The 21,298-nt window shown below is 68.9% G+C and carries 18 protein-coding genes; 3 read left to right on the forward strand and 15 right to left on the reverse strand.

What is annotated here, in order from left to right; all coding sequences use genetic code 11:
• Positions 1-726, forward strand: a 726-nt coding sequence (locus AC1HC7_RS14445; protein WP_479499162.1) for a peptidoglycan-binding domain-containing protein, incomplete at its 5' end; no start/stop codon positions are given.
• A gap of 131 nt (positions 727-857) precedes the next feature.
• Here AC1HC7_RS14445 and AC1HC7_RS14450 read toward each other — a convergent pair.
• Genes AC1HC7_RS14450 through AC1HC7_RS14480 form a run of 7 tightly spaced genes read right to left on the reverse strand, consistent with a single transcriptional unit; the run spans position 858 to position 7,005 of the window.
• Positions 858-2,129 (reverse strand): ABC transporter substrate-binding protein, encoded by a 1,272-nt coding sequence (locus tag AC1HC7_RS14450; protein ID WP_479495146.1) that lies wholly within the window; start codon positions 2,127-2,129, stop codon positions 858-860.
• On the reverse strand, positions 2,126-3,103 hold the full coding sequence (locus AC1HC7_RS14455; RefSeq protein ID WP_479495145.1) for a branched-chain amino acid ABC transporter permease: 978 nt from the start codon (positions 3,101-3,103) through the stop codon (positions 2,126-2,128). Before AC1HC7_RS14455 ends, AC1HC7_RS14450 begins: the two co-directional genes overlap by 4 nt.
• Positions 3,100-4,014: a branched-chain amino acid ABC transporter permease gene (locus AC1HC7_RS14460; protein WP_479495144.1), complete on the reverse strand. Its 915-nt coding sequence runs from the start codon at positions 4,012-4,014 to the stop codon at positions 3,100-3,102. Before AC1HC7_RS14460 ends, AC1HC7_RS14455 begins: the two co-directional genes overlap by 4 nt.
• Positions 4,011-4,742, reverse strand: coding sequence for an ABC transporter ATP-binding protein (locus AC1HC7_RS14465; protein ID WP_479499163.1), 732 nt, complete (start codon positions 4,740-4,742; stop codon positions 4,011-4,013). Before AC1HC7_RS14465 ends, AC1HC7_RS14460 begins: the two co-directional genes overlap by 4 nt.
• Entirely contained in the window at positions 4,735-5,508 is a 774-nt protein-coding gene (locus AC1HC7_RS14470; RefSeq protein WP_479495142.1) for an ABC transporter ATP-binding protein, read from the reverse strand. Before AC1HC7_RS14470 ends, AC1HC7_RS14465 begins: the two co-directional genes overlap by 8 nt.
• Positions 5,501-6,598, reverse strand: a complete 1,098-nt coding sequence (locus AC1HC7_RS14475; protein WP_479495141.1) for an aldo/keto reductase — start codon at positions 6,596-6,598, stop codon at positions 5,501-5,503. Before AC1HC7_RS14475 ends, AC1HC7_RS14470 begins: the two co-directional genes overlap by 8 nt.
• On the reverse strand, positions 6,595-7,005 hold the full coding sequence (locus tag AC1HC7_RS14480) for a TIGR04076 family protein (RefSeq protein WP_479495140.1): 411 nt from the start codon (positions 7,003-7,005) through the stop codon (positions 6,595-6,597). The genes AC1HC7_RS14475 and AC1HC7_RS14480 overlap by 4 nt, the downstream gene beginning before the upstream one ends.
• 149 nt (positions 7,006-7,154) lie before the next feature.
• Between AC1HC7_RS14480 and AC1HC7_RS14485 the strand changes: the two genes are divergently transcribed.
• Both AC1HC7_RS14485 and AC1HC7_RS14490 read left to right on the forward strand, forming a co-directional pair.
• Complete coding sequence (locus AC1HC7_RS14485; protein ID WP_479495139.1) at positions 7,155-7,820, forward strand: GntR family transcriptional regulator; 666 nt, start codon at positions 7,155-7,157, stop codon at positions 7,818-7,820.
• Between the two features lie 54 nt (positions 7,821-7,874).
• The gene (locus tag AC1HC7_RS14490; protein ID WP_479499164.1) at positions 7,875-9,344 is read left to right on the forward strand and encodes an aldo/keto reductase; all 1,470 of its coding nucleotides are present in this window, start codon (positions 7,875-7,877) and stop codon (positions 9,342-9,344) included.
• A gap of 13 nt (positions 9,345-9,357) precedes the next feature.
• Here AC1HC7_RS14490 and AC1HC7_RS14495 read toward each other — a convergent pair whose 3' ends face one another.
• The 8 genes from AC1HC7_RS14495 to AC1HC7_RS14530 form a co-directional block, all read right to left on the reverse strand.
• Positions 9,358-10,551 carry a cytochrome P450 gene (locus tag AC1HC7_RS14495; RefSeq protein WP_479499165.1) on the reverse strand — a complete coding sequence of 398 codons (1,194 nt, stop codon included), beginning with the start codon at positions 10,549-10,551 and terminating at the stop codon, positions 9,358-9,360.
• A gap of 8 nt (positions 10,552-10,559) precedes the next feature.
• Positions 10,560-11,237 (reverse strand): DsbA family protein, encoded by a 678-nt coding sequence (locus tag AC1HC7_RS14500; RefSeq protein ID WP_479495136.1) that lies wholly within the window; start codon positions 11,235-11,237, stop codon positions 10,560-10,562.
• A gap of 120 nt (positions 11,238-11,357) precedes the next feature.
• Positions 11,358-12,308, reverse strand: coding sequence for a sugar kinase (locus tag AC1HC7_RS14505; RefSeq protein WP_479495135.1), 951 nt, complete (start codon positions 12,306-12,308; stop codon positions 11,358-11,360).
• A gap of 357 nt (positions 12,309-12,665) precedes the next feature.
• Complete coding sequence (locus AC1HC7_RS14510; RefSeq protein ID WP_479495134.1) at positions 12,666-14,954, reverse strand: adenosylcobalamin-dependent ribonucleoside-diphosphate reductase; 2,289 nt, start codon at positions 14,952-14,954, stop codon at positions 12,666-12,668.
• A gap of 150 nt (positions 14,955-15,104) precedes the next feature.
• Positions 15,105-16,691 (reverse strand): FMN-binding glutamate synthase family protein, encoded by a 1,587-nt coding sequence (locus AC1HC7_RS14515; RefSeq protein ID WP_479495133.1) that lies wholly within the window; start codon positions 16,689-16,691, stop codon positions 15,105-15,107.
• A 202-nt stretch (positions 16,692-16,893) separates the two neighbouring features.
• Entirely contained in the window at positions 16,894-18,534 is a 1,641-nt protein-coding gene (locus AC1HC7_RS14520; RefSeq protein WP_479495132.1) for an acetolactate synthase large subunit, read from the reverse strand.
• A gap of 217 nt (positions 18,535-18,751) precedes the next feature.
• Positions 18,752-20,251 carry a sugar ABC transporter ATP-binding protein gene (locus AC1HC7_RS14525; RefSeq protein WP_479495131.1) on the reverse strand — a complete coding sequence of 500 codons (1,500 nt, stop codon included), beginning with the start codon at positions 20,249-20,251 and terminating at the stop codon, positions 18,752-18,754.
• Entirely contained in the window at positions 20,248-21,297 is a 1,050-nt protein-coding gene (locus AC1HC7_RS14530) for an SMP-30/gluconolactonase/LRE family protein (protein ID WP_479495130.1), read from the reverse strand. Before AC1HC7_RS14530 ends, AC1HC7_RS14525 begins: the two co-directional genes overlap by 4 nt.
• Between the last annotated feature and the right edge of the window lies 1 nt (position 21,298).

The following is a 21,298-nucleotide window of genomic DNA, read 5'->3' on the forward strand; positions in this document are numbered from 1 at the left end:
CGGCCCGCCGCCACGCGCCCGGCGAAACGGCCCGCCGCCACGCGCCCGGCGAAACGGCCCAACGGCAATCGCCCGAACCGGCCCGACAGGCCCGGGATCAACCCGCCCAACGGCAATCGCCCGAACCGGCCCGACAGGCCCATCGCGGGGCATCCGGGCGGCAGACCGCCGAACTGGCGCCCGCCGGGGCATCGCCCGCCGAACTGGCGCCCGCCCTACTACCGCCCGCCCTATTACCGCCCGCCGCACAATCACTGGGGCGACTATTACTGGGGGCCGACCTGGGGCTGGTATTTCACCGGCGCCGTCGCCGGGGCGACGCTGGTCTACATCGTCACCCTGCCCGAGGACAAGACCTGCGAGGAGGTCAAGTCCGGGGATGAGACGCTCTTTGTCTGCGACGGCGTGCTGTACCGGGCGACCTATTATCAGGATGAACTGGTGTATGAGATCGTCTCGGACGATGACGACGCGGGCGCGGCCCCTGCGGCCGCTGGGGATGACGCGGCCGGGGGCGGCGCGCTGCGCCTGACCTCGCCGCTGATGAAAGGCGACGCGGTGCGCGACCTGCAGAACGCGCTGATCGCCAAGGGACTCGATGTCGGCGGCGCCGACGGGGTGTTCGGAGGCGGCACCGACAAGGCGCTGCGCCAGTTCCAGGACAGCATCGGCCTGCCGGTCACCGGCGAGCTCGACCCCGCCACGGCAGCGGCGCTCGACCTCTGACGCCGCGCCGGGGGCAAGCCCCGCCCCGGCGCCGCAAAACCCGAAAAAAACGCCCCGCGCCGGGAAATCGGCGCGGGGCGTTCCGTTTGGCGCGGGCGCAGCCAGCCTGCGCCAAACCCGATGGGCGGGGCCTAGTTCACCGAGGCCATGAACGCGTCCACTTCCTCAAGCGTGATGTATTGCTTCTCCTCGATGCCGTCGGCGGTGAACGCCCAGGTCACCGCCGGGGCCGACACGTCGCCATTGACGTCAAAGCGCACATTGCCGGTGGCGCCCTGATACATCACCGAGCCGCCGCCCTTCAGCACCTCGGCCGCCTGCGCAAAACCGGCGGCGTCGGCGGAGACCGGCGTGCCCGCGGGGTCGGTGACCCGGCCCACATTGGCGGCGATGTCCGCGCCCTTGGCGCCGGGGCCGGCGGCCTCCATGGCCAGCAGCGCGATCATGGTCGCGTCATAGCTGTTGGACAGGCCCGGCCCGTTGGGCGGCCCGCCGAAACGCGTCGTGTATTGCGCAACGAACGCATCCGCGGACTCGCTGCGCGGCGAGGCGGTGTCGGTGCCCAGCGTCTCGCCCAGGTATTTCAGCCCCACATTGTCGCGGAATTCATCGGATTTCAGCGAATTGGCCACGATCATCTTCTGCGTGCCGCCCAGCGACAGCCATTCGCGAACCGCGGCGACGCCTTCCTTGGGATAGAGCGCCAGATACAGCGCCTCGGGCTGGCCCTTCAGCGCCTCGGTGACCTCGGCGCGATAGGACGGCTGGCCGTCATTGAGCGCCACCGAGGCGGTGACCTCGATGCCCAGCGCCTTGAGATTGCCGGCGGTCAGCTTGCCGATGTCCTGCCCCCAGTCATCGTTCTTGTAGATGATCGCCACCGACTTGTAGCCCTGATCGCGGGCCACCATGGCCCCCACGGCGGCCTGCACGCCGCTGGTGGCGAAGGTGCGGAACCACAGCCCCTTGGTCTTGCCCTCCTCGGCCAGCACGGTGAAGGCGGTGGAGGACGAACAGCAGGACATCTGCATCACCCCCGACGGGGCGGTGACCGAGGTCAGGATCGGCATGGACACGCCGCTCGACACCGCGCCGAGCAGCAGCTGCACCCCGTCGAGATCCACCAGCGCCTTGGCGGCGTCGACGCCGACCTTGGGGTCGACCTGGGAATCGCGCAGCACCATCTCGATCTTGCAGCCCGCCGCGCCGCCGGCCTCGTTGACCTGATCGACCGCGTATTGCGCGGTCTCGGCGATGGGCCGCCCCCAATCCACCGAGGTCGGCAGCACCGCGCCGATCCTGGTGGTGCATTCCTGCGCCGCGGCGCCGCCGCCCATCCCCGCAAGCCCGACCGCGAGACCCAAGGCAAGGCCGCGGCGTTTCAGCATGTTGGTCCGTTTCATCCTGTTCTCCCTGTTGGATCGGTTCTTTCGGGTCGCCCCGATTGCGATACGACAAGCTTTTCCGGGAACAGCCCCTGGGGCCGCCACAGCAGCATGCCGACGATGACCAGCCCGATCAGAATGAACTGAAGCGACCCGGTGTAAAGCTGCAAGTCCAGCGGCGCGAAGCGCGACAGCGCCCAGCCGCTGGCGCTCCACGCCCCCCATATGAGAAACGCCCCGAAGACGGCGCCGCGATTGTTGCCGGCGCCGCCGACGATCAGCATGGCCCAGATCTGGAAGGTGAGGATCGGCAGCACGTCCTGGGGGCTCATGAAGGCGTAGAACGTGGCGTAGAGCCCTCCCGCCAGCCCCATGATCGCCGACCCGGCGACAAACGCGGTCAGCCGCACCCGCGACGGCGCCTTGCCCAGCGACCGGGCGGCGATCTCGTCTTCTCGGATGGCCCGCAGCAGCCGCCCGAAGGGCGACCGGATCAGGCGTTCGAGAAACAGGTAGACCGCGATCAGCGCAACCAGCGTGAAAGCCAGGAACAGCGCGTTGTAGAGAAACCCGTCGCCCAGCGCCGCGCGCAGCGGGCGCTCGAAACCGCGAAACCCCTTGGCGCCGCCGGCGAATCCCTCGGCGTTGCGCATGACGTTCTCGAACGTCACGGCGACGCCGAAGGTGGCGATGGCGAGGTAGTCGTGACGCAGGCGCAGCGTCAGCATCCCCACCACCCAGGCCAGCGCCGCCGCCGCCAGCACCCCCCCCGCCAGCGCCAGCGGATAGGCCAGCCCGAAGCCGCCCAGATGGCCCGATTGCGGCGCGCCGCCCAGCATCAGCGCGCCGTAGCCCCCGGCCCCGAAAAACGCCACCACGCCGCCGTTGAACAGCCCGGTGTTGCCCCATTGCAGGTTCAGCCCCATGACCGCGATGGCCAGGATCGACGCGATGGTGGCGAAGAACACCAGATAGGACATCGCGCCGATCACGCGCGGTCCTCCCCGAACAGCCCGTTGGGGCGGATCATCAGCACGATGATGATGATCAGGAACGGCATCGACGGGCTGTAGCCCGAAGGCAGGACCGCCAGCGCCAGATTCGACGCCACCCCCACCAGGAACCCGCCCAGCGCCGCGCCGTAGACGCTGCCGATGCCGCCGACGATGGTGGCGGCGAAGATCGGCAGCACCAGATCGCGCCCGATCACCGGGCTGATCTGGTTGGAGAGCCCGTAGAACACCCCCGCCGCCGCCGCCAGCCCGCCGCCGATCAGCCAGATCAGCGTGACCATCCGCGACAGGTTGATGCCGGACACCTGCGCCAGCGCCGGATTCTCGGCCACCGCGCGCAAGGCGAAGCCGAAAGTGGTGCGCGACAGCGTCAGATGCAGCGCGCCCATGATCGCCAGCGCCGCGATCAGCGCGAACACCTGATCGGGCTTGACCAGCAGCATCGGGTCGCGGCTGAGCGCCACCGCGAACACGATGTCGTCGGAGTAAAGCTGCGAACGCAGCCCGAAGATCAGCCCGATCACGTTGCGGATCACCATGGCCACGCCGAAGGACGCGAACACCATGGACAGCTCGCCGCCCTTTTCGCGCACCCGGCGAAACACAAGCCGGTCGATCGCCGCCGCCGAGCCCCCCGCCACCGCCATGGCGGCGATTGTGGCCAGCGCCAGCGCCCAGGTGAGGCTCAGCGGCGCGATGGCGGCGGCCAGCGGCGGCAGCATCCCCGCGAACAGCGCGTCGAAGACCAGCGCCGCATAGGCCCCGATCGACAGCAGCTCGGCATGGGAGAAATTGGCGAAGCGCAGCATGTGCATGCTCATGGTCAGGCCGATCGCGCCCAGCGACAGGATTGCGCCCACCAGCACGCCGTCCATCAGGTTCTGGATCATGCGACCGCCACCCGCTTGCCGCCGAGATAGATCTGCCCGACCACCGGATCGGCCAGCAGATCCGCCGCCGCGCCGTCGATCTGATTGCGCCCGTCGGCGAGGATGTAGCAGTGATCCGCCAGCCGCAGCGCCTGCTTGACGTTCTGCTCCACCAGCAGGATGGTCACGCCCTGTTCGGTCAGCTGGCGCGTGTGCTCCAGCACCGCCTGCGCCGCCTTGGGGGACAGTCCGGCCGAAGGTTCGTCCATGAGGATCACCGAGGGCCGGATCGCCAGCGCCATGGCCACCGCCAGAAACTGCCGCTGCCCCCCCGACAGCGCCCCGGCCTTTTCGCGCTGCTTTTGCGCCAGCGGCGGGAAGCGCGCGAACAATTCGTCAAGCCGCGACGGCGCCGCGCGCCCGGCCCGGCGCAGCACCAGTTCAAGGTTCTGGCGGATGGTCAGGCTGCGGAACACGTTGTCCGATTGCGGCACATAGGCGACGCCGCGCGCGCCCATCGCGTCGGGGCGCGGGTTGGTGATGTCGCGCCCGTCGAGCAGCACCCGCCCGGCGCTGACCCGCGCCAGCCCGGCGACAGCCTTGATCAGCGTCGATTTGCCCGCGCCGTTGGGGCCGATGATCACGGTGATCTCGGCCTTGCGCGCCGTCAGCGACACCTCGCGCAGGATCGGCAGGTCGGGGGTGTAGCCCGCCGACAGCCCCGCGATGCTCAGCGCCGGCTCAGCCATCGGCCTGCGCCCCCAGATAGGCGTCGAGCAGCACCGGATTGGCCTGCGCCTCCTGCGCCGTGCCGGTGAACATGATCTCGCCCTGGGCCAGCGCGATCACCGGGTCGCAGTGGCGCATGACGAAATCCATGTCGTGCTCGATGATGACGAACGTCTTGCCGTCGCGGTTCAGCGCCTCGATCCGCTCGATCAGGATCCGGGTCAGCACCGGGTTCACGCCGGCGGCGGGTTCGTCGAGCAGGATCACCGCCGGATCGCCCATCAGCACCCGGGCCAGTTCCAGCAATTTCATCTGCCCGCCGGAGATCTTGCCCGCGGCGCTGTCGGCGAGCCGCTCGAGCGTCACGAAATCCAGCACCTCCATGGCCCGGGCGCGGATCGCCGTTTCCTGCGCGCGCATCCGCGCGGGGCTGAAGAACGGCCCCGACAGGCGCTCGCCGATCTGGCCTCTGGGGGCCAGCATCAGGTTTTCCAGCACGCTCATGCGCGCGAAGGGGCGCGGGATCTGGAAGGTGCGCCCGAGCCCCAGCCCGAACAGCCGGTCCGCCGACAGGCCCGTCACCTCGCGCCCGTTCAGAAAAACCTGCCCGGCGCTGGGTTTCAGATGCCCGGTCAACAGGTTGAACAGCGTCGACTTGCCGGCGCCGTTGGGGCCGATCAACCCGGTGATCGACCCGGGCCGGATGTCAAGCGACACCGCGTCCAGCGCCCGGAACGGCCCGAAATCCCGCGTCAGGCCGCGGGTGGAGAGGATCGGCTCATCCATCGCCGCCGCCAAGCGTCTTCGCGTGCACCGGGTCGTCGGGCCGGGCGTTGAGATTGTATTTCATGATCCGCCCGTGGCGGCTGCCGCGGTCCCGCTCCAGCCCGAAAACCGGGCCCTGCGGACCGCCGGCGCCGGCGAGCGCCGCGTCGATCCCGGCGCGATCCGCCGCGTCCAGCGACAGGGCGAAAACCTCCAGCGTCTTGGGCAGGTGGCTTGCATAGCGGGCGCCGACGATGGCGGCGCCGACTTGCGTCTGATCCAACACCCAGCGCGTCGCCACCGAACTCAGCGAAACCCCGTGACGATCGCCCACCGTTTTCAGCGCGCCCAGCAGCGCCTGAAACCGCGCCCAGGGGCCGAATTCGTCGATGATCAGCCGGTATTTGATCAGCGAGCGGTTTTGAAACGCGAATCCCGGATCGGGCTGGCCGAGCCAGCGCTCGGTCAGAAACCCGCCCGCCAGCGTGCCGTAGCACAGCAGCGTCATGCCGCGTTCGGCGGCCCAGTGCGCCAGCCCCCGGGCCGGGCGGCGGTCCAGCAGCGAATACTGCACCTGCGCCGACACGATGTCGTATCCGGCGTCAAGAAACGGCGCGATGTCGTCCCGGTCCCAGTTGGTGACGCCGAGATTTCGTATTTTACCTTGTTCTTGCAGCGTCTTGAGCGCCTCCAGCGCCGCAACGGCGTCGCCCGCGCCCAGATCCCACCAGTAGAACTGCACCAGATCCAGGCGTTCGACCTGCAGGCGCTTCAGGGATCGATCGATGATCGCCGTCACTTCAGCCGGGCGCAGATCGCCGAGCCGGGACAGGTCCGGCACCAGCTTGGTGTGAATGCGGACCCGATCGGCCACGCCGCCGCCGCGGCGGCGCCGGAGATCGGCGATGAATTCGCCGATCATCTCCTCGACGCCGGTGTAGATGTCGGCGCAGTCGAAGGTGGTGACGCCGGCGTCGAGAAACGCCTCCATGTCGCGGATCGCCGCGTCGCGATCCACGGCGCCGTGATCCCCGGCCAGTTGCCAACCGCCCTTGATGACGCGCGAAATCCGGTGGCCGGGGCGCAGATCGGCGGTCTCGACCGGGGTCATGCGCCCCCCTCCCCGGTGTCCGCGTCCTGCCAATACGGCGTATCGCGCGCATCGGGCAGGCCGGTGGTCCGCGCATGGGCGAACCAGCGTTTTTCAAGCCGCGTCACCCGGAATCGCCCGCCGCAATGGGGATCGGGACAGGCGATTTCCGCGTCGGTGGTCATCCAGTCATGGGGCGAGGTCTCGCGCTGCTTGGCGGGCAGCAGCGGCAGCAGCGCCGCCAGCGCGTACATCGACACCCGCTGCATGTTGTCAAACACCAGCGTCTCGCCCTCGACGCGAAAGCTTTCGCCTTCGACATGGCGGCACACGGCGGCGCGATCCCCGATCACGGTCTCGACGCGCAGATCATGCAGCCAGAAGCCGGCCTCGCCGCCCGGCCCCCGCGCATCGCCTTCCCCCTGCATGTCGCGCCTTTCCAAATCGAACTGGACTCGATCCTGAAATATCTGTGATATGTTATCTTAGGTATGTTACACCTTATGTCAATCACCCGCCGCCAGACCGCGCGGCGCAGGGAAAAGCCCGGACAAGGCCCACCAGGACAGACAGCAGCATGAACGCCCTCAAGATCACCAGAATCGACCAGACAAAGCTGCGCGAAAACGTCTACGAAGAATTGCGCGGCGCTTTCACGCGCGGCGAATTCGGCCCCGGCGACAGGGTCAGCCTGCGCGCGCTCGCCGACATGCTCGGCACCTCCATGACCCCGGTGCGCGAGGCGGTGCGCCGGCTGGTGGCGGAGGGCGCGCTGGTGGACACGCCGAGCCGCACGCTGGCGGTGCCGCCCTTCGACGCCCGACGGGCGCTGGACCTGAAGCGCGCGCGCGTCGCGCTGGAGACGCTGGCGCTCGACATCGCCATGGACAGCGTGGATGACGGCTTCATCGACGGGCTGGAACGCATTCTCGACCGCGGCGACCTCATGGCGGGCGGCGCGCCGGACCTGCAGCAGAATTACGATTTCCACCTCACGCTCTATCGGCGCAGCGGCTCGCAGGTGCTGCTGCCCCTGATCGAGGCCCTGTGGCTGCAATACGGCGCCTATCTGCACCTGATCATCAACCATCAGGACGTGGCCAGCATCGCCCAGCACACCCATCACCGCGAGATCATCGCCGCCCTGCGGCGCGGGGACGGCCCGGCGGCGCAGGCGGCGCTGAAACAGGACATCGAACGCAGCTTCAACGTGCTGGTCCCCGGGCTCGCCGACGGCGTCTGATCCGGACCGCCCCCTCTCTCGACAAACCCTGGCGAACAACATGGCGCAAACATCATGACCCGACCCCGTCCCGACCGCATCCGACTCGGCGACAGGCTGGAAATCAGCCGCGCCCTGACCGGGCTCTGGCAGGTCGCCGACATGGAGAAGGACGGCGCGGTCATCGACCCCGAAACCGGGGCCGATCATCTGGAGGCCTATCACCGCGCCGGGTTCTCCACCTTTGACATGGCCGACCATTACGGCAGCGCCGAGATCATCGCCGGGCGGCTGCTGGCGCGCCGTCGCGGCGCCGACGCGCCGGTGATCTGCACCAAGTGGTGCCCCGAGCCCGGCCCCATGACCGCCGACGCGGTGCGCCGCGGCGTCGAGGCGCGGCTGACCCGCCTCGGGACCGATCGGGTCGATCTGCTGCAGTTTCACTGGTGGAGCTTCGAGCATCCCGCCTGGCTCGACGCGCTGCATGAACTGACGGCGCTGCGCGAGGCGGGGCTGATCGGCGAGATCGGCGTCACCAATTTCGACGCCGCGCATCTGCATCTGGCGCTGGCCGACGGCGTGCCGGTGGTCAGCAACCAGGTGTCGTTCTCGCTGCTGGACCGGCGCGCCGCGGGGCCGCTGTCGATGCTGTGCGCCGACGCCGGCGTGCGGCTGCTGGCCTACGGGACGCTGTGCGGCGGGTTTCTGTCCGACCGCTGGCTCGGCAAGCCGGACCCGGCGGGCGTCGCCGACTGGAGCAAGATGAAATACCGCCGCTTCATCGACGTCGCGGGCGGTTGGGACGCCTATCAGGCGGTGCTGCAGGCGGCGGCGCGAATCGCCGCGAAACACGGCGTGTCACTGTCCAACGTGGCCACTCGCTGGGTTCTGGACCAGCCCGCCGTCGCCGGGGTGATCATCGGCGCCCGGCTGGGCGAGGCCGAGCACATGGCCGACAACGCCCGGCTGTTCGGCTTCGCGCTCGACAACGACGACCGCGCCCGGCTCGACGCCGCCTTCGCCGGCACGCGCCCGATCCCGGGCGATTGCGGCGACGAATACCGCAAGCCGCCCTTTCTCACCGCCTCGGGCGATCTCAGCCATCACCTCGGCGAGATGCCGTCGTCAGTGTCCGTCGCCCCGGTCCCCGGCCGCCCCGGCGCGCGCCGCGCCCTGTCCGGCAGCAAATGGGAGGATATCGCCGGCTATTGCCGCGCGCAGCGGATCGGCGACCGGGTTCTGGTGTCGGGCACCACGGCGATCGCGGGCGCGGACCGCGCGGTGGCGCCCGGGGACGCGGCGGCGCAGACCACCTTCATCCTCGACAAGATCGCCGCCAGCCTGACCGCGCTCGGCGCCTCGCTCGAGGACGTGGTGCGCACGCGGGTGTATCTGAGCGACGCGGCGGACGCGCTGGCGGCGTCCCGCGCGCATGGGCGGGCGTTCGGCGACGTGAAGCCCGCAAACACCCTGCTGGCGGTGGCGCAGCTGATCGGCGAGCACAGGGTCGAAATCGAGGCCGAGGCGCTGATCCGCGCGCCCTGAGGCCGGCGCGGCGTCAAGGCGCCGCCTTCAGCCGCTCAAGCCCATGAAAATGATAGCGATCCGCATAGCGCGGCGGCTCGGTCAGGCGCAGTCCCGGCAGGCGTTCGAACAGCACGCGGAGCGCGATTTCGATCTCCAGCCGGGCCAATGGCGCACCGATGCAGAAATGCAGCCCGGCGCCGAAGCTCACATGCGCAGAGGCGTCGGCCCGGTCGAGCCGCAGCGCCCCGGGATCGCCGAACCGCGCCGGGTCGCGATTGGCGGCGCCCAGCAGCAGCCCCACCACCTGGCCCTTTTTCAGCGCCAGCCCATGCCAGTCGAGATCCTCCAGCACGTATCGCGTGAACATGTGCAGCGGCGGGTCGTGGCGCAGGGTCTCGTCGACGCCGTTCGGCGTCGCCAGCGCGGCGCGCGGCAGGTCCAGGACCAGCGCCGCGCGGATGGCGTTGCCGATGGCGTGGACCGTGGCCTCGTGCCCGGCGTTCATCAGCAGGATGCAGGTGGTGACCAGTTCGTCATGGCTGAGCCGCTCGCCATCCTCCTCGGCGGCGATCAGCGTGTCGATCAGCGCGTCCCGCGGCGCGCGGCGGCGGCGCGCGATGACCCCGGTCATGAAGTCGGAAAACGCCAGCGTCGCGGCGACGGCCCGGTCCTCGACGGCGCGGGATCGGTCGAACTGATACATGGCCACCATGTCGTTGGACCAGGCGCGCATCTGCGGCGCGGCGTCGAGCGGCGCGCCGAGCAGCTCGGCGATCACCGTCACCGGCAACGGTTCGGCATAGGCGGCGAGCAGGTCGCATTCGCCGTCCATGCCATCGATCAGCCGATTGCACAGCGCGGCGATGCGCGGCGCCAATCCATGTATGGCCCGTGACGTGAAGGCCCGGTTGACCAGCTTGCGCAGGCGGGTGTGGGTCGGCGGTTCGCGATCCAGCAGCGAATGGCGTTCGAAGGCGTGGAACGGCGCCAGCCGCGCGGGGATCGGCGGCCAGCCCAGGTCCTCGCGACTCGCCACATGCAGGATCTCGCGCCCGAAACGGCGGTCGCGCAGCAGCGCCGCCACATCGGCGTAATGGGCAAACACCAGATGGCCGTAATCGCGCCACTGCACGGCGCGCCCCTGCGCCCGCATGCGGTCATAGGCCGGATACGGGTCCTGCACGAATGCCGGGTCGGTCGGGGATTGACTGAATTCCGGGGTCATGGGGCCGCCTAGGCCGGTTCGGGCGCGGGCGCGAGGCCCTTCTTCTCCATGGTCCAGATCGCCAGGTCGATGCGATCCTGCCCGAAAAACGGTTCGCCGTCATAAAGCAGGCAGGGCACGCCCCAATGCCCGGCTTTGGCGTGCGCCGCCTGATTGGCCTCGATCTCGGCCTCCATCTCCGCGTCGCGCCCGGCGATGTCGGCGTCGAGATCGGCAAGGTCCAGCCCGGCGCGCGCGGCGATGCCCGACAGGTTTTCGGGCCTGTCCCAGTCCTTGAGCCCGCCCCATATGGCGCGCGAGGCCTCGTCGATGAAAGCCAGCCCGCGGCCCCGGCGCGCGGCGGCCTGGCCCAGCCAGGTGATGCGGCGGATATGGGGCTGCTCGGGCGCGATTTCGCGGGTCTGCATGTTCATGACCACCGGGTCGGGGTCCGGAAAGGCCAGCGGCAGCCCATGGAACGCCGCCAGCCGCTGGATGTCGCGCAGCAGGTAGGGGATCCACAACGGATTGGCGTGCTTGAAGAAATCCGGGTCGCGGATGGCGATCGGATAAACCGGGCGCACCAGGATGTCCACATCCCGGGTTTCGGCCAGCTTGCGGTAGCGGCTTGCGGCGAAATAGGAATACGGGCTGCGAAATGACCAGAACAGTTCGGCTGAATGGGCGATGTCCGGGCCCTCCGTCATCGGCCGGACTGCGTTGTTCCGGCGCCGTGGCCGGGGCGGCCCCCCGGGCGCGTCCGGCATCGGCGCGCGGGCGAAGTCTGCGCCATTGCCCGACGGCAATGCAAGGGCTGGGGGATCAGGTCACGAGGCGATGTCTTGGGCGTCGTCCCGCGTCTGGCTGCTGCGGGCGAGAAACGCCTCCACATCGGCGCGGCGCGGCATCGGGGCCACGGCGCCGTAGCCCTCGGTGGAATGCGCCGCGGCGGCGTTGGCGTAGAGCGCGGCGGCGAACGGGTCGCGCCCCGCCGCCATTTCCGCCAGAAACGCGCCGTCGAACACGTCGCCGGCGCCGGTGGCGTCGACCGCGACCACGTCGAAGGGGGCGATGCGGCGGCGTTCGGCGCGGGTCGCCACCAGCACGCCCTCGCCGCCCATGGTCAGGGCGACGATCGACGGCCCCAGCGCCAGATAGAAATCGACGATGGCGTCCGGCGTTTCCAGCCCGGTGAGCATCACCGCGTCGTCAAACCCCGGCAGCGCGATGTCGGCGCGCGCCATGCCCGCGTGGATCACCTTGCGCGCCTTGTCCAGCGACCACAGCGGCAGGCGCAGGTTGGAATCGTAGGAGACCAGCACGCCCGCGTCGCGGGCCACGCCGATGGCCTCGCTCACCATGTCCGCGGCGCTGTCGGAAATGCCCTGGCTGATGCCCGAGACATGCAGGATTCGCGCCCCGGAGATGGTCTCGCGCGGCAGATCGGCCGGCGACATGCGGCTGGCCGCCGAGCCGGCGCGAAAATAGTTGAACTGATGATCGCCTTCGCCGTGATGCACGAAATAGACGGCCGTGTAGGCCTCGGGGTCGCGGGTCACATGGCTGGCGTCGACGCCCTCCGCCGCCCACAAATCCATGAACCCGTCGCCAAACGCGTCGGCGCCGATGCGGGTGACATATCCCACCGACGCCCCCTGCCGCGCCGCGGCGATGGCGCAATTGGAGGTGTCCCCCCCGTGGCCCGACACGAATCGCCCGTCGGGTTGCTGATTGAATTCGAGCATCGGCTCGCCAAGGCAGATAATGTCTGGCTGCATGACCGGGCATTCCATTTCTTTGCGCATTTCAATGCGCCATGTTCGTGTCGAATCGCGTCGCAGCGCGCCGAATTCGCCTCTGGACGCGGTCTGACGCGAGGCATTCGCCGCCAGACGCGCATTGTCGCGCCGCTTCCGCGCAACCCTTCCGCGCTCCGCCGCCGATGGGCCGGCAAAGCGCCTGTCGCCGCCAACCGCCGCCATCGCGACGCAGTGCGAGACATGGGCCGTGGCCCGGGCGGAATCGATTCGCTGAGCGATTCGCCAGACAAACCTAGAACGCGCGTGTCACCCGATTGTTAAAACCACGAGCTTCCAGCGGCAAGCGGCGTGATAAATTCATAAAATCCGCCCATGTCAGGCGCATTTCGAGAACCCGCATTCCGCGCAGATCAGGCAGCCTTCCTGCATGCGCATGGCGAACTGGCCGCAATTCGGGCAGGCCGGGGCGCGCGGGCGGGCGGTGGATTGCGCCCCGGCCTCGGGGTCGGATTTCAGCCCCTGTCCGGCGCCGGCGATGAAGCCGATATCGATCATGTGCCGTTCGATCACCCCGCCGATGGCGGCGAGTATCGAGGGCACGTAGCGCCCCTCCATCCACGCCCCGCCGCGCGGGTCGAACACCGCCTTCAGCTCCTCGACCACGAAGCTCACGTCGCCGCCGCGCCGAAACACCGCGGAAATCATCCGGGTCAGCGCCACGGTCCAGGCGTAATGCTCCATGTTCTTGGAATTGATGAACACCTCGAAAGGGCGCCGGCGGCCGCCGGCGATCACGTCGTTGACGGTGATGTAGATGGCGTGCTCGGATTCCGGCCACTTGATCTTGTAGGTCTGGCCGTCGAGGGTCTCGGGGCGATCCAGCGGTTCGGCCAGATAGACCACCTCGCCGGCGTGGCCGGAGGCCTCGGTTTCGGGCAGCGCCGTGACCTCCTCGACCGCCGGCGCCTCGGCCGCCGCGGTCAGCACCGACCCGGTCACCGCGTTGGGCCGGTAGGTGGTGCAGCCCTTGCAGCCGCTGTCATAGGCCGCCTGATAGACCTGCTTGAAATCCTCGAACGAGATGTCCTCGGGGCAGTTGATGGTCTTGGAAATCGACGAATCCACGTGTTTCTGCGCCGCCGCCTGCATGCGCACATGGTCAAGCGGCGCCAGGGTCTGGGCGTCGGTGAAATGATCGGGCAGCGGCGCGTCGCCGAATTTTTCGCGCCAGAGCGCGACGGCGTAATCCACCACCTCCTCCTCGGTGCGCGAGCCGTCATTCTGCAGCACCTTGCGGGTGTAGGCGTAGGCGAAGACGGGCTCCACGCCCGAGGACACGTTGCCCGCGAACAGGCTGATGGTGCCGGTGGGCGCGATCGAGGTCAGCAACGCGTTGCGGATGCCGTGCTTGGCGATGGCCTCGCGCACCTCCGGGTCCAGGCCGGCCACATGCGGCGCGGCCAGAAAGGCCGCCGCGTCAAACAGCGGGAAGGCGCCCTTTTCACGCGCCAGCCCGGCGCTGGCGAGATAGGCCGCGCGTTCCAGCGCCGCCAGCCAGCTTTCGGTCTGCGCCGCCGCCGCGTCCGACCCGTAACGCAGCCCCAGCATCAGCAGCGCGTCGGCGAGCCCGGTCACCCCGAGCCCGATGCGCCGCTTGGCCTTCGCCTCCTCCGCCTGTTGGGGCAGCGGAAAGCGCGAGACGTCCACCACGTTGTCCATCATCCGCACCGCGACGGCGACCAGATCGGCAAGCTCCGCCTCGTCGAGCCGGGCGTCGGGCTCGAACGGCGCCTTCACCAGCCGCGCGAGGTTGATCGAACCCAGCAGGCAGGCGCCGTAGGGCGGCAGCGGCTGCTCGCCGCAGGGATTGGTGGCGGCGATGGTTTCGCAGTAATTGAGATTGTTGAGCGCGTTGATGCGGTCGATGAAGATCACGCCCGGCTCGGCATAGTCATAGGTGGCGCGCATGATCTGATCCCACAGCGCCCTTGCGCGCAGGGTGCGATGGGTCTTGCCGCCGAATGTCAGGTCCCACGGGCCGTCGGATTTCACCGCCGCCATGAACGGGTCGCTGATCAGCACCGACAGGTTGAACATGCGCAGCCGCGCCGGATCGCGCTTGGCGGCGATGAATTTTTCGATGTCGGGATGGTCGCAGCGCATCACCGCCATCATCGCGCCGCGTCGCGAACCGGCCGAGATGATGGTGCGGCACATGGCGTCCCAGACATCCATGAAACTGACCGGGCCGGAGGCGTCGGCGCCCACGCCCTTCACCGGCGCCCCCGCCGGACGGATGGTGGAGAAATCATAGCCGATGCCGCCGCCCTGCTGCATGGTCAGCGCGGCTTCCTTGAGCATCTCGAAGATGCCGCCCATCTCGTCGGGGATCCGGCCCATGACGAAGCAGTTGAACAGGGTGACGGCGCGCCCGGTGCCCGCCCCGGCCAGAATCCGCCCGGCGGGCAGGAAGCGGAACCCGTCGAGCGCCGCGAGGAACCGGTCCTCCCAGTGCTTCGGCTCGGTCTCGACGGCGGCCAGCGCGCGGGCGACTCGTCGCCAGCTGTCCTGCAGGGCGCCATCCAGCGGCGCGCCGTCCGGGGACTTGAACCGGTATTTCATGTCCCAGATCTGTTCGGCGATAGGCGTGGTGAAAGGGGGCATGCCTAGGGGGTCATCCCGAATTGAGCACTAGATGTGGAAGCGATACAAGATAATGCATCTCGGACTGACGTCAACGCCGAAAGCTGTATCCCGCCATGAACCGCGCCACGCCGGTCGCCTGACCCGGGTTCGGGCTTTCCGGGCCGACGCTCACAGAAAACTGTCGGCGCGGGCCCGCTCCATCACCCGCGCGAACCGTTCGGGACAGGGGGAATCGAGCAGGCGCCCCGGCGCCTCCATGCCGGGGTAGATCTGGTCATAGCTGCGCACCTCCTCGGCGCTGACGCGCCGGTTGATATGGCTGCGCGACAGCTTTTCGGGGTCCGCGAGCCCGGCGGCGGCCAGCAGCTCCGCCACCGAATGCACCGTCGCCCGGTGAAATCCGGCGACGCGACCGATCTTGTCCGCAGGCGCCAGGCCTTTGTAAAAGCGCGGGTCCTGGGTCGCGACCCCGGTCGGGCAGGTGTTCTTGTTGCACTCCAGCGACTGGATGCAGCCAAGCGCCAGCATCATGCCTCTGGCGCAGTTGCACATGTCCGCCCCCAGCGCGAGCAGGCGGATGACGTGAAACCCGGTGAGCACCTTGCCCGCGGCGATCACCTTGACGTCCTTCTTCAGATCGAACCCCACCAGACAGTCGACAACGAAGGCAAGGCCCTCGCGCAGCGGCATGCCCACCGAATTGGAATATTCCAGCGGCGCGGCGCCGGTCCCGCCCTCGCCGCCGTCGACGGTGATGAAATCCGGCCTGACCCCGGTTTCGATCATCGCCAGACACAGCGCGACGAATTCGCTGCGCCGCCCGATGCACAGCTTGAAGCCGATGGGCTTGCCGCCGGACAGATCGCGCAGCTGCGCGATGAAGCGCATCATCTCCAGCGGCGTGGAAAAGGCGCTGTGCCGCGGCGGCGAATTGACGGTGGTGAACGGCTCGACGCCGCGGATCCCGGCGATTTCCGGCGTGTTCTTCACCGCCGGCAGGATCCCGCCATGCCCGGGCTTGGCGCCCTGGGACAGCTTGATCTCGATCATCTTGACATTGGGCCGCGTGGCGTTGCGGGCGAATTTCTCGGCCGCGAAGCCCCCGTCCTCGTTCCGGCAGCCGAAATAGCCGGCGCCGATCTGCCAGATCAGATCGCCGCCGCCCTCCAGATGGTAGGGGCTGAGGCCGCCCTCGCCGGTGTTATGCGCGAAATTCCCCAGCTTGGCGCCGCCGCTGAGCGCCAGGATGGCGGTCTTGCTCAGCGCCCCGAAGCTCATGGCGGAGATGTTGATGACGCTGGCGCTGTAGGGCTGCGCGCATGACGGGCCGCCCACCTGCACGCGCAGATCGGTCGCCGCCTCGTCGGGATTCAGCGCCGCCATCGAATGATCGATCCATTCATAGCCGATGCGATAGACATCCATCTTGGTGCCGAGCGGCACCGTGTCCAGTTCCCCCTTGGCCCGCTGATAGACCACCGAGCGGAACATCCGGCTGATCGGCGCGCCGTCGATCTCGGATTCGACGAAATACTGCTGGATCATCGGCCGCAGCCCTTCCATGAGCCAGCGGCCCCGGCCGATGACCGGAAAATTGCGGAAGATCGAATGCCGGGTTTGCCGGAGATCATGGACCCCCACCAGCGCGAGCCCGACGACGACGCCCAGCAGCGCGACGGCCGGCGCCCACAGCCAGGTCAGGCCGGCGGCGATCAGAATGCTGACGGCGCAAAGCAGATAGAAACGTTTCGACATGGCAGGGCCCCTGATGTGGTCGGTTCTTGCGTTCGTTTTTTCGGCGTGACGGCGGTTCACGGCGCCGGAGACCGGATCGCCGGCGCCTTTTCGACCCGGGTTTCGCGACCGGCGCGCGGCATGCCGCCAACCCCGCATCCCGACTGGCGCGCGCCGGTGAACGGCGTCCAGTCGGCGTGAAACGCCGTGTGGTCGCTGAGCGTCAATCCGGGCAGACCAGGCGCCCGAGCCTCTCGGTCAGTTTCATGTTCTCGCGGTAATCCACCGGCACGTCGATCACCACGACGGTGTCGTCGGCGAAGGCCCGTTCCAGGGTCGGCAGCAGGTCGTCGGCCCGTTCGACCCGATAGCCTTTCGCGCCGAAGGATTCCGCGTATCTGACGAAATCGGGGTTGGAGAAGCCGATATCGCCGCTGCGCCCGAAACGCCGCTGCTGATGCCACTTGATCAGGCCGTATTCGCTGTCGGTCCAGATCATCGCCACCAGCGCCAGCTTGTGACGCAGCGCGGTTTCGATCTCCTGCGAATTCATCATGAACCCGGCGTCGCCGGTGATGGCGAGCACGCGACGGTCAGGGTGGACCAGCTTGGCCGCCAGCGCCCCCGGCAGGGCGATGCCCATGGCGGCGAAGCCGTTGGAGATGATGCAGGTGTTGGGCCGCTCGCAGCGATACAGCCGCGCGATCCACATCTTGTGGGCGCCCACGTCCGACAGCAGGATGTCGTCGTCGCCCATTGCGCGGCGGGTGTCGTGCAGGATCCGCTGGGGCTTGATCGGAAAGCCGTCATCCCCGGCGTAGTCGTCCAGTTCGGCGATGATGCGGCGGCGCAATCCGCCGATCTGCGGATCGGGGCGCGGGTCGGCCGCCTGCCCGACGCGCGCCAGCGTCTCGCCGATCTCGCCGATGACGCCGACCTCCAGCATGTAGTTGGCGTCCACCTCGGCATAGGTCTGGTCGATGTGGATGATCTTCTTGTCGGCGTCGGGATGCCACAGCTTGGGGTGATATTCGACCATGTCAAAGCCGACGCAGATCACCATGTCGGCCTGGTCAAAGCCGAAATTCACGTAGTCATGCGCCTGCAGCCCCACGGCCCCGAGGCTGAGCGGATGCGAGAACGGAATGCAGCCCTTGGCCATGAAGGTCTGGGCCACGGGAATGTTGAGCCGTTCGGCGAAACGGGTCAGCGCGGCGCCGGCGCCGGCGCGAATCACGCCGTTGCCCGCCAGCACGATGGGGCGGCGCGCCCGGGAAATCGCCCTCGCCGCCTGCGCGACCTTCGCCGGCGACGGGTGGGGCGGCGCGGCGCTTTGCGCCTTCAGCGGGCGCAGGTCGTCGGGCGCCGGCGCCCCGGCGATGTTTTCGGGAAAGCTGATGAAGGCCCCGCCGGGCTTTTCCGCCTGCGCGTCCTTGAACGCCTTGCGGATGATTTCGGGGATGATTTCGGGGGCCGGGATCTCGACGCTGTATTTGGAGATCGGCGCGAACAGATTGACCAGATCGAGGATCTGGTGGCTTTCCTTGTGCATGCGCGTGGTCGCGCCCTGCCCGGCCAGCCCGACGATCGGCGCGCGGTCCATGTTGGCGTCGGCGAATCCGGTGATCAGATTGGTCGCGCCGGGGCCAAGGGTCGCCAGGCAGACCCCCGCGCGCCCGGTCAGCCGGCCATAGACGTCGGCCATGAAGGCGGCGCCCTGTTCATGGCGCGTGGTGACGAAACGGATCGGGCTGTCGCGCAGCGCGTCCATGACGTGGAGGTTTTCCTCTCCCGGGATGCCGAAAACATGCTCGACGCCCTCGTTTTCCAGGCATTCGACGAATAACCGGGCCGCTGTCGCCATGACTTGCCTCACGAAGTCTTCATGTTTCCGCCGATCGTTCGGCGTCGGGACGCCGCCTTGCCACGCCGCGACTTGCAAGTCCGACGCGGCCGGGATGGGATTGACTGCGCCCAACCCGTCCGCCGCGCGCATCGTCTATGCTTGATCGCCCGCCCGGCGCGGTCAATGCCGTTCCCGCGGCCGGACCGAAGCGCCACGCCCCGGGGCGGCGGCGCGGTCAGTGTATGGCCGCGTGAAGAATCTTTTCCGACGTCGCCTCCTCGCGGGTGAATTCCGCCACGATCGCGCCGCCCTTGGCCACCAGAATCCGGTCGGAAACGTCCAGAATCTCCGGCAGGTAGGATGAAATGACCACCACGCCGGCCCCCTGATCGGCGATGCCCCGGATGATGGCCCGGATCTCGGCGATGGCGCCGACATCGACGCCGCGGGTGGGTTCGTCGAAGATGACCAGCGTCGGCGCCTGCACCAGCGTCTTGGCGATCACCACCTTCTGCTGATTGCCGCCCGACAGCCGGTGCACCGGCTGGTCGAGACCGGCGCCCCGGATCGACAGCGAGTCCTCCAGCGCCTTCGCCCTGGCGCGCAGCTTGCCCCGGCGCGGCGAAAACACCCCCCTGGCCCATTTCGCCAGCCAGCCCAGCGAGATGTTCTCGGCCACCGACATGGTTTCGAAGAACCCGTCCGCCTTGCGATCCTCGGTGACGTAGGCGACGCCGTCGCGCACCGCCTGCGCGGGCAGGCGATACCTGATCTCGCGATCGTTCAGATAGATGCGGCCGCCGCCGAAATTGCGCCGGATCTGCCCGACGATGACCTTCGCGACCTCGCTGCGCCCGGACCCGATCAGCCCGGCGATGCCCGTGACCTCGCCCGGATAGACCGAGAAGGACATGTTGTTGACCACGGCGCCCATGCGCAGCCCCTCGACCCGCAGAACCGGCGCATTGGCGCGGGGGGGTCTTGCGGCGCGGCGGCGCGGCGGCGCGGCGGCGGCCACGTCCTGGCCGATCATGTGCGCGATCAGGCCGTCGCGATCAAAGCCGGAGGCGGCGCCGGTGACGATCCTGCGGCCGTTGCGCAGCACGGTGATGCGGTCGGCGTGGCTCAGCGCCTCCTCCAGCGCGTGCGAGATGAAGATCAGCGCCACGCCCTGCCGGCGCAGATCGTTCATCAGATAGAACAGATGGTCCGTTTCCTCCGGGGTCAGGGCCGCCGTGGGTTCGTCGAGGATGACCACGCGGGCGTTGTTGTAGACGGCGCGGGCGATCTCGACCATCTGCCGCTGGGCGGCGCCCAGCGCGCCCGCCTGGCGCGCCGGGTCGATGTTGAAATTCAGCGAGCGCAGCAGCTGGCGCGCCTCGTTGCGCAGCGCGCGCCCGGAATTGAACAGGCGCTCGCGCCCGAGCACCAGATTCTGCGCCACCGAAAGCTGGGGCACCAGGCTGGTTTCCTGATGCACCATGGAGATGCCCCGATCAAAGGCGTCGCGCGGCGCCCTTGGCGAAAACGGCGCCTCGTCAAAGACAAGATCCCCCGAATCCAGCGGGATCACCCCGGCGATCGCCTTGCACAGCGTCGATTTTCCGGCCCCGTTTTCGCCGACCAGCGCGTGAATTTCGCCCCGGCGCAGATCGAAATCGACGTCCTCGATCGCCGGAACCCCGCCATAGGTCTTGGTGGCGCGGGTCACGCGCAGGATCGGGGCGCCCGTCATGTCCAGCGCGCCATCGCCGTGACGTTGAGCAACAGGCCGGCGCCCTTGCTGAGGGCGATCAGATCGCCCCGCCATTCCAGCGCCGCGACGATGCCGTGGCGCCGGCCGTCGGCGCGCGACTGCGCGCTCGTCACCGGGATGAAATCCGCGTCGAGGCGCACCACCAGCCCGTAGGACGGCGACGGCGCCCAGGGCTTGGTCTCGCCGAACAGCCGCGCCGCGCCGAGCTGGGTGGGGATGCGGTGATCCCTGTCCGCGGCGAGCCGCGGGGCGATCCAGTGTTCGGGATCGACCTCGCGGGTCATGCGGGCCAGAAACGCCGGCTCGGTCAGCAGGAATTCGATCAGCGGATCGCGGCGCGCGAAACAGGACAGGACATAGCCGCCCCCGGCCACGGGCGCGATGCGGGCCGGATAGCCGGGCGCGTCGCGCAGCACCGGGTCGAGCCCGGCGCCGGTCGCCGCGCAAAGCCGCGCCGCCCAGCTTTCGCTGATCACAAGGCCCCCGGCGCCGGTCTCCGCCAGCCCGTGGGGAAAGCGCAGCCCGGCGGCGATGGTCTCGCAGCCGCCATCCGCGTCGAGGCCCAGCACGCGGCCGCCGCCGGTCGGGCGGAAAAGGTCCTGAAGGCGGTCGCCCTCGCCGGCGTCGGCGACCGCCAGCGACCCGTCGCGCCGGAACAGGCAGGCGCGAATGTCCCGGGCGGCATCTTCAAGCGTCGCCCAGCCCGGCGCCGCGCCGCCGCCCGCCGTGAGCACCCGCAGCCCGGCCCCGCGCAGCCCCACGGCGACAAGCCCGTCCGCGCGGCAAGCCAGGGCGCCGACATCCGCGTCGAATTCGGCGACCGGCTCGAACGCCCCCGCCCCCCAGTCGCGCAGCCGCAGCACCGCGCGCCCGCTCGCAACCAGCAGCGCGCCGTCCGGCGCGACGCACATGTCCTCCGGGCGCTCCAGCGGGCGCGCGTCGGCGGTTTCCAGCAGGTCGTTGGGCCGCATCGGCCCGTCCAGCAGCAGAATCCGCTCCGGATCGGTTTTTTTCAGTCCGAACACC

This window comes from Oceanicella sp. (assembly GCF_056449545.1).

Bases quoted from the DNA above. Each gene is read 5' to 3' on its own strand.
- AC1HC7_RS14465 (WP_479499163.1), bottom strand. From the start codon at position 4,742: ATGGCTGAGCCGGCGCTGAGCATCGCGGGGCTGTCGGCGGGCTACACC.
- AC1HC7_RS14520 (WP_479495132.1), bottom strand. From the start codon at position 18,534: ATGGCGACAGCGGCCCGGTTATTCGTCGAATGCCTGGAAAACGAGGGC.
- AC1HC7_RS14475 (WP_479495141.1), bottom strand. From the start codon at position 6,598: ATGACCCCGGTCGAGACCGCCGATCTGCGCCCCGGCCACCGGATTTCG.
- AC1HC7_RS14480 (WP_479495140.1), bottom strand. From the start codon at position 7,005: ATGCAGGGGGAAGGCGATGCGCGGGGGCCGGGCGGCGAGGCCGGCTTC.
- AC1HC7_RS14460 (WP_479495144.1), bottom strand. From the start codon at position 4,014: ATGATCCAGAACCTGATGGACGGCGTGCTGGTGGGCGCAATCCTGTCG.
- AC1HC7_RS14510 (WP_479495134.1), bottom strand. From the start codon at position 14,954: ATGCCCCCTTTCACCACGCCTATCGCCGAACAGATCTGGGACATGAAA.
- AC1HC7_RS14495 (WP_479499165.1), bottom strand. From the start codon at position 10,551: ATGACCCCGGAATTCAGTCAATCCCCGACCGACCCGGCATTCGTGCAG.
- AC1HC7_RS14515 (WP_479495133.1), bottom strand. From the start codon at position 16,691: ATGTCGAAACGTTTCTATCTGCTTTGCGCCGTCAGCATTCTGATCGCC.
- AC1HC7_RS14490 (WP_479499164.1), top strand. From the start codon at position 7,875: ATGACCCGACCCCGTCCCGACCGCATCCGACTCGGCGACAGGCTGGAA.
- AC1HC7_RS14525 (WP_479495131.1), bottom strand. From the start codon at position 20,251: ATGACGGGCGCCCCGATCCTGCGCGTGACCCGCGCCACCAAGACCTAT.
- AC1HC7_RS14500 (WP_479495136.1), bottom strand. From the start codon at position 11,237: ATGACGGAGGGCCCGGACATCGCCCATTCAGCCGAACTGTTCTGGTCA.
- AC1HC7_RS14450 (WP_479495146.1), bottom strand. From the start codon at position 2,129: ATGAAACGGACCAACATGCTGAAACGCCGCGGCCTTGCCTTGGGTCTC.
- AC1HC7_RS14485 (WP_479495139.1), top strand. From the start codon at position 7,155: ATGAACGCCCTCAAGATCACCAGAATCGACCAGACAAAGCTGCGCGAA.
- AC1HC7_RS14505 (WP_479495135.1), bottom strand. From the start codon at position 12,308: ATGCAGCCAGACATTATCTGCCTTGGCGAGCCGATGCTCGAATTCAAT.
- AC1HC7_RS14470 (WP_479495142.1), bottom strand. From the start codon at position 5,508: ATGGATGAGCCGATCCTCTCCACCCGCGGCCTGACGCGGGATTTCGGG.